The 11,428-nt window shown below is 43.3% G+C and carries 11 protein-coding genes and 8 tRNA genes; 17 read left to right on the forward strand and 2 right to left on the reverse strand.

Annotated features, from left to right (window positions below; translation table 11 throughout):
- Positions 1-133: 133 nt before the first annotated feature.
- From ACFQV5_RS20500 to yajC, 16 genes are all read left to right on the forward strand, one after another.
- Positions 134-209, forward strand: a tRNA-Val gene (locus ACFQV5_RS20500).
- A 17-nt stretch (positions 210-226) separates the two neighbouring features.
- Positions 227-303 (forward strand) — tRNA-Met (locus ACFQV5_RS20505).
- A gap of 21 nt (positions 304-324) precedes the next feature.
- Positions 325-401, forward strand: a tRNA-Asp gene (locus ACFQV5_RS20510).
- Between the two features lie 79 nt (positions 402-480).
- Positions 481-556: transfer RNA gene (locus ACFQV5_RS20515), tRNA-Lys, on the forward strand.
- A gap of 36 nt (positions 557-592) precedes the next feature.
- Positions 593-667 (forward strand) — tRNA-Gly (locus ACFQV5_RS20520).
- 5 nt (positions 668-672) lie between these two features.
- Positions 673-749: transfer RNA gene (locus ACFQV5_RS20525), tRNA-Arg, on the forward strand.
- Positions 750-810: 61 nt separating this feature from the next.
- Positions 811-890, forward strand: a tRNA-Leu gene (locus tag ACFQV5_RS20530).
- 176 nt (positions 891-1,066) lie between these two features.
- A tRNA-Pro gene (locus ACFQV5_RS20535) sits at positions 1,067-1,140 on the forward strand.
- Positions 1,141-1,305: 165 nt separating this feature from the next.
- Complete coding sequence (locus ACFQV5_RS20540; RefSeq protein WP_379249494.1) at positions 1,306-1,989, forward strand: BofC C-terminal domain-containing protein; 684 nt, start codon at positions 1,306-1,308, stop codon at positions 1,987-1,989.
- A 199-nt stretch (positions 1,990-2,188) separates the two neighbouring features.
- Positions 2,189-2,692 (forward strand): crossover junction endodeoxyribonuclease RuvC, encoded by a 504-nt coding sequence (gene ruvC / locus ACFQV5_RS20545; protein ID WP_379249496.1) that lies wholly within the window; start codon positions 2,189-2,191, stop codon positions 2,690-2,692.
- Positions 2,689-3,300, forward strand: a complete 612-nt coding sequence (gene ruvA / locus ACFQV5_RS20550; RefSeq protein ID WP_379249498.1) for a Holliday junction branch migration protein RuvA — start codon at positions 2,689-2,691, stop codon at positions 3,298-3,300. The genes ruvC and ruvA overlap by 4 nt, the downstream gene beginning before the upstream one ends.
- A gap of 29 nt (positions 3,301-3,329) precedes the next feature.
- Complete coding sequence (gene ruvB, locus ACFQV5_RS20555; RefSeq protein ID WP_379249500.1) at positions 3,330-4,337, forward strand: Holliday junction branch migration DNA helicase RuvB; 1,008 nt, start codon at positions 3,330-3,332, stop codon at positions 4,335-4,337.
- 77 nt (positions 4,338-4,414) lie between these two features.
- Complete coding sequence (locus ACFQV5_RS20560; protein WP_379249502.1) at positions 4,415-6,517, forward strand: SpoIID/LytB domain-containing protein; 2,103 nt, start codon at positions 4,415-4,417, stop codon at positions 6,515-6,517.
- Between the two features lie 5 nt (positions 6,518-6,522).
- Positions 6,523-7,554, forward strand: coding sequence for a tRNA preQ1(34) S-adenosylmethionine ribosyltransferase-isomerase QueA (gene queA / locus ACFQV5_RS20565; RefSeq protein ID WP_379249504.1), 1,032 nt, complete (start codon positions 6,523-6,525; stop codon positions 7,552-7,554).
- 18 nt (positions 7,555-7,572) lie between these two features.
- On the forward strand, positions 7,573-8,712 hold the full coding sequence (gene tgt / locus ACFQV5_RS20570; protein ID WP_379249506.1) for a tRNA guanosine(34) transglycosylase Tgt: 1,140 nt from the start codon (positions 7,573-7,575) through the stop codon (positions 8,710-8,712).
- Positions 8,713-8,757: 45 nt separating this feature from the next.
- Positions 8,758-9,054, forward strand: a complete 297-nt coding sequence (gene yajC / locus ACFQV5_RS20575; protein ID WP_379249508.1) for a preprotein translocase subunit YajC — start codon at positions 8,758-8,760, stop codon at positions 9,052-9,054.
- Between the two features lie 87 nt (positions 9,055-9,141).
- On the opposite strand, the gene ACFQV5_RS20580 is transcribed toward yajC, so the two are convergent.
- Both ACFQV5_RS20580 and ACFQV5_RS20585 read right to left on the reverse strand, forming a co-directional pair.
- Complete coding sequence (locus tag ACFQV5_RS20580; RefSeq protein ID WP_379249510.1) at positions 9,142-9,966, reverse strand: phosphatase PAP2 family protein; 825 nt, start codon at positions 9,964-9,966, stop codon at positions 9,142-9,144.
- A 96-nt stretch (positions 9,967-10,062) separates the two neighbouring features.
- Positions 10,063-10,452: a TIGR04086 family membrane protein gene (locus tag ACFQV5_RS20585; protein ID WP_379249512.1), complete on the reverse strand. Its 390-nt coding sequence runs from the start codon at positions 10,450-10,452 to the stop codon at positions 10,063-10,065.
- A gap of 224 nt (positions 10,453-10,676) precedes the next feature.
- Between ACFQV5_RS20585 and ACFQV5_RS20590 the strand changes: the two genes are divergently transcribed.
- Entirely contained in the window at positions 10,677-11,414 is a 738-nt protein-coding gene (locus ACFQV5_RS20590) for a YetF domain-containing protein (protein ID WP_483874814.1), read from the forward strand.
- Positions 11,415-11,428 lie beyond the last annotated feature (14 nt).

Raw genomic sequence — 11,428 nt, forward strand, 5'->3', positions numbered from 1 at the left:
TTTATCTGCTTCGGGGATGAGAATCCCAAAGGTTCGTCGGAGCATCAAGATCGTTAGGAATACTTCTCAGTCTCGAACGAAGAGAGAGTATCCCCTACGGGTCACCACTATTTTTACTAAGCAGCATTATTATGGAGGCTTAGCTCAGCTGGGAGAGCATCTGCCTTACAAGCAGAGGGTCAGCGGTTCGATCCCGTTAGCCTCCACCATATACACCTTTTAATGACGCGGGGTGGAGCAGTTCGGTAGCTCGTCGGGCTCATAACCCGAAGGTCACAGGTTCAAATCCTGTCCCCGCAACCAATTAATTTTCTACATAGTTATGGAACTGTGGTGTAGAGGCCTAACATGCCTGCCTGTCACGCAGGAGATCGCGGGTTCGAATCCCGTCAGTTCCGCCACTTATGAATTAGCATCAAGAATGAGAATCCACAAAGGATTTATCGGAGCAAATGTTTTCCATCATTTTCATGCATTCATGAGCCATTAGCTCAGTTGGTAGAGCACCTGACTTTTAATCAGGGTGTCGAAGGTTCGAGTCCTTCATGGCTCACCATCTTTGCTCAATTAGTAATTACCATCATAAATTTTTGCGGACGTGGCTCAGCGGTAGAGCATCGCCTTGCCAAGGCGAGGGTCGCGGGTTCGATTCCCGTCGTCCGCTCCATATATGCGCCCTTAGCTCAGCTGGATAGAGCGTTTGACTACGAATCAAAAGGCCGGGAGTTCGAATCTCTCAGGGCGCGCCATTTTATTTATAGAAAAATGTAGATGGTCTGATCCTCTAATAAGAGGTTGTTTTTATTTTAAGCCGGTGTGGCGGAATTGGCAGACGCGCGCGACTCAAAATCGTGAGGGAAACCGTGGGGGTTCGAGTCCCTTCACCGGCATTATAGCTTTACTGGAAAACACACAGAAGTATAATCCAGTGTGTTTTTTTATTGGGGAATTTGTCTTACTGCGGTTGGATGATTCCTTCTAATACCAATTGTTTACGAAGTCTTTTATATCTCAAAAACACTATCGTATGCATCAGATTTTTGCTATAATCTTAATATTGTGTTTTCGGGACGTAGCTCAGCTTGGTAGAGCACCTGGTTTGGGACCAGGGGGTCGCATGTTCAAATCGTGTCGTCCCGATTGTTAAATAATCCATTGATCAGATCCATTCTGATTAATGGATTTTTTTATTGTCTTTTATAATTTATGGACAGGCCTTATAAAGTGTTTTGAATAAATGGATAAAGTATAGGCCAAACTATGAAAAACATTAGACAGAAGGGGATCAACTTGAGTGTTTTCCGGATGAAAAAACAATTCAAAAAAAGATGGAAACGTTGGCGGCGAGCTGTTTGGTCCAGTGCTCTATTTTTAATCATAGGAGGTCTGCTCCTGGCAGGTCAGACTTTACCTGAACAAATGAAACAGCTTTTAACTCAGATGACCGATGGTTCGCCTATTGCTATAGAGACGCTAAATTATTTGCAAGACAATGATGAAGAGTTAGGTGAACAACGTGTATTTATGCAGCAATTGAATGACTCCCAAGGAAATATGAAAGTCCATTTACGAACTTCATATGTGTGCGGTGTGGAGGAACAGGTTATCGGTAGTCTTGATGCCGACAGCATCTATACGCTGCTGAATAATAATCCTTCATGGAAGGGAAAAATTGATGCGAGCGGTGAAGTGTGGCTAGAGGAAACAGTGACGGATGATCTGTCGCCAGCGTGTAAGGAACAAGCTTATATGAGCGTAGATGCGAATGGGAACCTTACACTATTTGATGGTCCACCACAAGAAGAGAAGGTTCTGAGAACTTTTTTTCAGTTAGATATTGATTCGATGGAGTCCTCTTTACCTAAGGATGTATTAAAACAGCTTCAAGACGGTATACGTATTCAGGATATAGACGAGTATAACAGTGTTTTATCGACATTCAGTGATTATGCGAGAGATTTGGCGGAAAATGTAATGAAAGCTCATTAAATACAGTTGGATCACTTGTGTTTAGAGATTAATGAGATAAATATGTGCTCGAATTTTAGGAGATGCCTATGGCATCTCCTTTTTGACGTTAATTAGCGTTAGGGAATGAATGGATCAAAGTTTTTCCTCAATTGATGCTCATCTTTTGTTATAATGGGTAGAACGATACATATGTTCGCTTTAAGAGGAGAGATTTGGTTTGCGGATTATGGGAATTGACCCCGGGATTGCTATTGTTGGTTTCGGATTTGTAGATAAGGTAGGTAGTAAAGTAACACCCGTTCAATATGGATGCATTCAGACTGAAGCACATACTCCTGATGAGGATCGCTTGAAATATGTGTATGAAGCTATGGTGCAATTGATTGATAAGTATCAACCGGAAGCTGTTGCATTTGAGAAATTGTTCTTTAACCGGAATGTAACAACAGCGATGTCCGTCTCACAAGCGCGTGGAGTGCTTATTTTGGCCGCAGCGCAGCGAGGGCTACCAATTGCCGAGTATACACCTATGCAGGTTAAACAGGCGATTGTAGGGTACGGAAAAGCCGAGAAAAAACAGGTGCAAGAAATGGTGCGAATGTTCTTGAAGCTACAAGCTGTTCCCAAGCCTGATGATGTGGCGGATGCACTGGCTGTTGCCATTTGTCATGCCCATTCGTATACTCTTAATTCTAAGTTAAATGAGGTACTTCGAAAATGATAGATTTTTTAAGAGGACAGCTTGTCCATATGGAGAATGAATATATAGTTCTTGACGTCCAGGGAGTAGGATATCGGGTTTTTTGTCCGAATCCGTATGCTTTTGCTAAAATTGAAGGTCCAGTTACAATATTTACTCATCATCATGTGCGTGAAGATGCTATGCTACTGTTCGGTTTTGCGACAAGAGAAGAACAGATGTTATTTCGAAAGCTTATTGAGGTATCAGGTATTGGTCCGCGTGTAGCGCTCGGAATATTGGGCGGCGGCTCACCGGATCATGTCGTTACAGCGATTTACCAAGAGAACATTGCGTTTCTTACGAAGCTGCCGGGCATCGGTAAAAAGACAGCACAGCGCATGATACTGGACTTAAAGGATAAACTCGAGGGCTTCAGCAGTGCTGCATATGCTACAGGGTTATTTGCGGTGAATGAAATTGAGCCGGATGACAGCGCAGGGTGGGCGGAAGCCCGCGAGGGATTGAAAGCACTCGGTTATACAGATAGTGAGCTGGATAAGGTATGGCTCAAGATTAAGGATAAGATAGCAGGAGAATCCGTAGATGTTATTATGAAAAAGGCACTACAATTGTTATTTGCCGGTTAAGATTTGGTTGTTGAAAGGAGCTATTAAATATGGATGACCGTATCATAACGGCTAATTTAATGATGGAGGATCAGGCTGTGGAGCTTAGTCTGCGTCCCCGTTATTTAGCAGAATATATAGGCCAGAATCAGGTTAAGGAAAACCTCAAGATATATATTGAAGCAGCAAAAATGCGTAAAGAGGCACTGGATCATGTGCTCTTGTATGGACCGCCAGGTCTCGGTAAAACAACGCTTGCTAACATTATAGCGAATGAGATGGGGGTGAACTTACGGACCACATCCGGACCTGCAATAGAGCGTCCTGGAGATTTAGCAGCCCTTTTGACGAATCTTCAAGAGGGAGATGTGCTGTTCATCGACGAAATCCATCGTCTGCACCGTACGGTTGAGGAAGTAATGTACCCTGCTATGGAGGATTTCGCACTGGATATTATGATTGGCAAGGGCCCTAGTGCACGTTCCGTAAGGCTAGATCTACCTCCATTTACATTGATCGGGGCAACCACCCGGGCCGGTCTACTGTCCGCACCACTGCGAGACCGTTTTGGTGTTGTAAGCCGACTAGAGTTTTATACTGTCGATGAGTTAGCTTATATCGTCTCTCGAGGCGCTGATATTTTTGGAATTCAGATACTAGGAGAGGCAGCCACGGAGATAGCGCTGCGTTCCAGGGGGACACCTCGGATTGCCAACCGTCTTTTAAAACGGGTGCGTGATTATGCGCAAGTTCGTGGTGACGGTATGATAACGCCTGATATTGCAGGGGAAGCTCTGAAAATGCTGCAGGTGGATCCAATGGGGCTTGATTTAGTAGATCATAAAATGCTTAATGCAATGATTCACAGCTTCCGGGGTGGTCCGGTTGGACTTGATACCATAGCTGCTACAATTGGCGAAGAGAGTCAGACCATAGAAGATGTGTATGAGCCATATTTACTCCAGATTGGTTTCCTTCAGCGGACGCCAAGGGGGCGTATTGTCACTCCGGCTGCATACAACCATTTGGGAATCCCGTTTCCTGAGGATCGCCGATAGTCTAATCGCAGATTGAGGATATTTAATACAAGCCACATGACTTATTCGTCATTCTTACTAGCAGGAGGAAATAACTGATGACAAAGAGTTGGAAGCAAAATATTAGATCATGGTGTACAAAAGGTTTGCTCGCGATTATCGTTGCCGGGACTGTGTGGCAAGCACCGGCGGTTCATGCCGCTGCTCCTTCACTGGATACAATAAGAGTTGCAATGTTTCTAGATTTGGGAAGTAAGTATAAGTCAACGACCCCCGCTGTAACAGTAAATTCGAGTGAAAATTTGAACGTCTCCATTATTACAGCTAATGGCACAGAAGGAATGGTCTCCATTCCGGCTGCAGAACAAGTTCGTCTAAGTGTAGATTCATATCGTGTGAAGGTGCTGGAGACCAAGGATTGGAAGACCGCATCTGAGGCAGCCAAGAAGCTTGAAGCAACATCAGACAAGCCAATTCTGTTCATGTCTTCTTCAAATTCAGGGGATGTATATCAGCTGTACACGGGCATGTATGCTACGGAGAATGCTGCAAAAGAAGCTGTAGCGAGAACTTCAAAAACAGTTTCTGCTTATCTGGGGGGTCAAACTCCAGCTGTAAAGGGTTCTTTGTATCTTACAGCAGGACAGTTTGCATCAGAGGCTGCTGCCGAGAAAGTCCGCAAGACATTCGCGAATGCGGGAATTGATGCTGTTAATGTTAAGCTACCCTCAACTGGGGGGGCTAGTTATTCTGTATGGGTTGGTGAAGCTGCAAATTCAGCAGATCTAGCGGCTGTAAAAACTGCTGCTAAAGCAGTATCGTCTGTGCCCTTAAATGAAGTAGATACAAGTACTGCAGGAATCATCTTAAAACAGGATGTGGGGCTTAATTTAGCTCAAGCACAGCCGGTTACTCACTATATGCTTGCTGGCAGTACGTCTAAACTGTGGATCGAAGGAACAGGTGCAGGTATTCAAGTTAAAGAGCGCTCTGAACGGACATATAGAGGTGCGATCGAGATCGGTTCAAAAAATGGACAACTCTATCTAGTTAATGAATTACCATTTGAGCAGTATTTGTATTCGGTGGTAGGTGCGGAAGTCCCTTCTTCTTGGGGAAGCGAAGCACTGAAAGCTCAAGCGGTTGCTGCACGGAGCTATGCCTTATACCAAGGAAAGAAGTTTGAAGTAGCTCATGTAGTAGATACCGTGTTAAGTCAAGCTTATAACGGAATCGGTTCGGAAAAAGGAAGTGTTACACAGGCAGTTGATGCTACACAAGGCGAAGTATTGATGAGCAATAACAGACTGGTTGAAGCTGTTTTTTCATCCAATAGTGGAGGAATGACAGCAGATCCTTCTGAAGTGTGGAATAGTGCCAATGATTTGTTTGCAGCGGTGGAAAGCCCTGGTGATAAGTCTGCTCAGGCTTCCCTGAAGCAGTGGTATTACATACTTTTGCCGAATGGAGTAGCGGGTTATGTCCGAGAGGATAATGTTAAGGAGACAGGCAGTTCTACAGCAGCAGGCCTTCCGCTAATGACCGTAACTTCGTCGAGCACCAATATTAGACCGTTGCCGCTTATCCAATCGACTGTAAAACCATTGGCTCAAATGAATCCAGGAGATACGGCCGTTATATTGGATAAGGTGAATGAATCTAACAGTTATGAATGGATTCGTGGACCTTATACATCCGCCGAGTTGCTTGCTTCTTTGAATGGTAAGACGAGTTCAACTCTGCCTTCAACGATCAATACGTTGGAAGTGACTAAGAGAGGGCCATCAGGAAGAGCGACGGAAGTACAGGCTAATGGTCAAGTATTGAGTGTTAAATATCCGGATATGTTCCGTTCCGCCTTTAAAGGACTACCAAGCACAATGTTTGATATTGAACCTACTGGAAGTTATACTGTATTGAGCGCTAACGGTGATGTATCCACCCTTTCAGGCAGTCAAAATATCTCTGTTATATCAGCAAGCGGAGTACAAAGTACTTCGGGTGCAGGCTCTGTTGTGATGAATGCAAATGGGAAGGCAAGAGTCATAGATAAGACAGCCGGATTCAAATTTACGGGAAAAGGCAATGGTCATGGACTCGGTCTTTCACAATGGGGAGCCAAGGGGATGGCTGATGAAGGGTATGATTATAAGGCAATTTTGCAACACTATTACCGCAACTCCACTATACTTAAGGACTGACCAGAATGAATGTAGATTTGTATGATTTTGAACTACCAGAACATTTGATTGCTCAAACACCATTGCTTGACCGTACAGCTTCTAGACTGCTTACAGTCAATAAAGAGAGTGGCGAGATATCCCATCAAGTGTTCGGAGATATTATTAACGATCTGCGGCCAGGCGATACGCTGGTGCTCAACGATACAAAAGTAATACCCGCCCGACTTTTTGGAGTTAAAGAAGATACCGGTGCGAAAGCGGAAGTGCTTCTGCTCAAAAATCTTGAAGGCGACCGCTGGGAAGCACTTGTAAAGCCCGGAAAGAGGCTGAAAAAGGGTAGTGTCATAACATTTGGTGAAGGAAAACTGCGTGCACTCATTGAAGAAGAAGGTGACCTAGGTGCACGCACGCTCTCCTTCTCCTATGATGGAATCTTTCAGGAGATATTAGACTCTCTTGGTCAAATGCCATTGCCTCCTTATATTAAGGAGAAACTGGATGATCGTGACCGTTACCAGACCGTTTACGCCAAGCATGAAGGATCAGCAGCAGCACCGACTGCAGGGCTGCATTTTACAGAAGAACTACTTGATCGTATTCGTGAACGTGGCGTGGATATTGCTTTTATAACGCTTCATGTTGGCCTTGGTACTTTCCGTCCGATGTCGGTTGATCGTGTAGAAGATCATGTTATGCATGAAGAATATTACATGATGTCACAGGAAACAGCAGATCTGTTGAATGAGACGAAACGTAGAGGTGGACGAGTTGTCGCAGTTGGGACCACCTCTTGCAGAACATTAGAGACGGTAGGTAACCAGTGTCAAAACGGAATGCTGAAAGAGAGCAGTGGCTGGACGAGTATTTTTATATACCCAGGGTATGAGTTCAAAGTGGTGGATGCACTAATAACAAACTTCCATCTACCCAAGTCCACACTTGTTATGCTTGTCAGCGCTTTGGCTGGAAGGGATCACATACTCGAAGCTTATAAAGAAGCGGTTGAGCGAGAATATCGATTCTTTAGCTTTGGAGACGCGATGTTTATTTATTAATTTCGGAGGTTTATCAAAATGGCAGCAGCTATCACCTATGAACATATCAAGACATGCAAGCAATCGGGTGCAAGACTCGGTCGCGTGCATACACCACACGGTGTAATTGAGACACCCACCTTTATGCCGGTGGGAACACTGGCAACAGTTAAGACCATGAGTCCTGAAGAACTAAAAGCGATGGATGCTCAGATTATTTTGAGTAACACGTATCATTTGTTTCTAAGACCAGGACATGATGTTGTTAAAGAAGCAGGCGGTTTGCATAAATTTATGAACTGGGATCGTCCGATCTTAACGGATAGTGGGGGTTTTCAGGTATTTAGTTTGGCAGAAATGAGAAAAATAACAGAAGAAGGCGTTAACTTCCGTTCTCATCTGAATGGAGATAAGCTGTTTATTTCTCCAGAAGTAGCTATGGAAATTCAAAATGCGCTCGGCTCAGATATTATGATGGCATTTGATGAATGCCCTCCATATCCAGCAGAGTACGATTATGTAAAAAAATCAACGGAACGTACTTCACGTTGGGCTGAACGTTGCTTGAAGAGTCATGCACGTCCGCATGATCAAGCCCTGTTCGCTATTGTTCAAGGGGGCATGTACGAAGATCTGCGCCGTCAGAGCGCGCGTGATTTGACTTCCATGGACTTTCCGGGTTATGCTATCGGAGGACTTAGTGTGGGAGAATCCAAGCAGTTAATGTACGAAGTGCTGGATTACACGGTACCCCTGCTTCCGGACAATAAACCGCGTTACCTGATGGGGGTCGGCTCGCCTGATGCGCTTTTGGAAGGCTCTATCAGAGGTGTGGACATGTTCGATTGTGTGCTTCCAACGCGGATTGCCCGCAACGGAACAACGATGACAAGTCAAGGCCGTCTTGTCGTTCGAAACGCCAAGTATGCGAGAGATTTTGGACCACTTGATCCGGAATGTGATTGCTATACATGCCGTAATTACTCACGAGCTTATCTGCGTCACTTGATTAAGAGTGATGAAACGTTTGGGCTAAGGCTTACAACGTATCATAATCTTCATTTCCTTCTTAATCTAATGCGTAATGTGCGGCAAAGCATTAGGGAAGATCGTCTGCTTGATTTCCGCGATGAGTTTTTCGAAAAGTATGGTTTGCATGATAATGAAAAAGGGTTTTAAAATTGTAAAACCATCATGGGAAGTCCATGAAGGGGGGGGAAAGAAATGTTTGATATTGCAGCTGCGCAAACAACAGGAAGTGGTGGAATTCTCGGTTTAATTCTACCTTTCGTATTGATGTTCGTCATCTTCTACTTTCTGCTTATCCGTCCACAGCAGAAGAAACAGAAGACTCGTACTGCTATGCTTAACGCGTTGAAAAAAGGTGATAAGGTAGTAACGATCGGTGGCCTTCACGGTACGATTGTAGAGATCACCGACGATGTGGTGGTATTGAAAGTGAATGATGTCACGAAACTGACATTTGATCGCAGTTCAATCAGCCACAGCACTAATGAGTAATAGCTCATTGTGCAACTTAGTGTGTAACTAAAGAAAAGCCTAGTTCCTATTCGGAACCAGGCTTTTTTTCGTTTGCTGTCAGGCTTGTCATACATTTTTACCTGTGACTTTTCTGTTTGTGGAGGAAGTTGCTTTTTCATGTGTCAGTCTTCCTAGATAAATACCTAAGGTTGACGCTAGTATACCTAGACAAACTCCAGCGATCATATCAGAAACCCAGTGAATACCTAAGTAAAAAATACTGAAAATGATCAAGGCAGCACTTATACCGGTAATGATTGCCCAACGTTTATTTCCAGATCTGAATGCGAGAATAGCCATTGTAACAGATAAGGATGTATGAAGACTTGGGAAGCAATTGTTAAGACCGGATAATGGCCGATATACGCTTTCGAAGTTCGGAAATACTTCAAGCATATAGAAAGTTACTCCTGCTGGCTGGTAGGACCATATTTCATTTACCGGAAATAGTAAGAAGAAGGGAATAGCCATCGCATAGTTAATCAGGATTGCATAACAAGTGGCATACACCAGAGTTTTGTTATGTTGAATCAGATATACTCCGATAGATCCGATAATCAGTGCTTGAAACACAAGCAGGTAAAAAAAAGCGAGAATTGGAGTTAGCCAAGTACTGTGAAAAAACTCCTGCACATGTTTTACAATAAAGCCTTCCCACTGGAAAATCATAGGCGTGAAATCCTTCAAATAGTTGAAGTGCTCTTGTTCAAACTGCAGTTCGTATTTATTAAGTATCAGAATACCCGCCATCGCTGTAAATAGTATTAAGAAACGAGGAACTGTAATTAATTCTCTGACAAGGGCGAACAGTGCTTTAAATGGATTGTTAAGGGTACCGGCCCACAGAAGCACGATCACATTAAGTGTAGTGAAAAAGGCTATGGTATTCATGGATTGGTATAACAATGAAACAAAGTCCTCCTCTTTCCTAATCAATAAACACAATGTTATCAGTGTACCACAATTTGAGGAAAGAGAAATAACAATTTATTTACGTAAATTCACACCAAACATTCCACCGATGGCTCCACCGAATAATACTGTACCTATAAGTGTAAAATCACTGAATGATAAAGAACTGTCCAAAGCTAAAAAGCCTATAACAATGAGCATAATGCCATACAAAAGGCCTGTTAGACATCCGTAGTACCAACCCTTATTACCCGCCCGTTTACCGCTTACAATCCCACCAAATGCAGCGGCAATTCCATGGATGAGGAAGGTGTACAAGAATAAATCCTCCTCTGAGAGATTGCTCGCCCATAAAAGCAGTGACAGCGCTAGAGCCCCGAGGAACATCCACATGAAAGAATACAGCAGTCCAGAGAGAATAGGACTGTTGATTCTTAAGGAGAAAACGCGCCTAATTGGTTCCAATAAATCAACTCCTTTACTAAGCTTCAATTATTACTCATTGTATGGTCAAGCCTTCAGGGTTAGTACTATCAAGTCTTCAAAATGATTACCATTAATTAATCATGAACTACCGAATGGAATAAGGAGTCAGGGGTAGAATACCAATACCGTGAATTTGTCCAATCAGCTGGGAGGGAATCATTTTGACCACGCACATCACACTCCTTATTCTCCGGACAATTTTAATGTACGGGGTGACTTTCTCAACCATGCGTATTATGGGAAAAAGAGAAATCGGAAAACTATCAATTTTTGACTTAGTTATCTCCATCATGATTGCTGAAATGGCCGTCTTTGTACTTGAAGATGTCAATAAACCACTACTTGACGGGCTCATTCCGATTGCTGTCCTCGTTACAATTCAGGTTGGACTTGCTTATTTGGGGCTAAAAAGTCGGAGGGTGAGATTGCTGGCGGACGGTAAACCAAGCATTATTATCGCTAAAGGAAATCTTAATCGCAAAGAGATGAGTAAACTGCGCTACAACTTAGACGATTTAATGCAGCAACTTAGAGGTAAAGATATCTCGAGTCTTGCAGATGTTGAATTTGCTATTCTCGAAACATCTGGACAATTGACAGTAATTCCTAAAGAGCCATCTGAGAGCACAGACGTCAACAGTTTAAGAAACACATCGAACCAAACTAAACAAGATTCAGATCAAAGTTCAAACCGAGCCTTAAAAAAGGACAGCAGCAACCGAATTGAGATACCGTACAATAAAATAACTTATGAGGGATTACCTATTCCATTAATTCTGGATGGGAAGGTATTGGACGAGAATTTGACACTCATTGATAAGACGAGATTTTGGCTGAAAAATGAAATTCAAAAGAAAGGAGCAAAAGACTTTAAAGAAGTTTTCTTATGCTCCATCGATCATAAAGGAAGATTATACGTCGATCGTAACCGTTCTCTATAGCGTAGAATTATTCG

This window comes from Paenibacillus sp. GCM10028914 (assembly GCF_042666275.1).
Lineage (GTDB): Bacteria > Bacillota > Bacilli > Paenibacillales > Paenibacillaceae > Paenibacillus_AQ.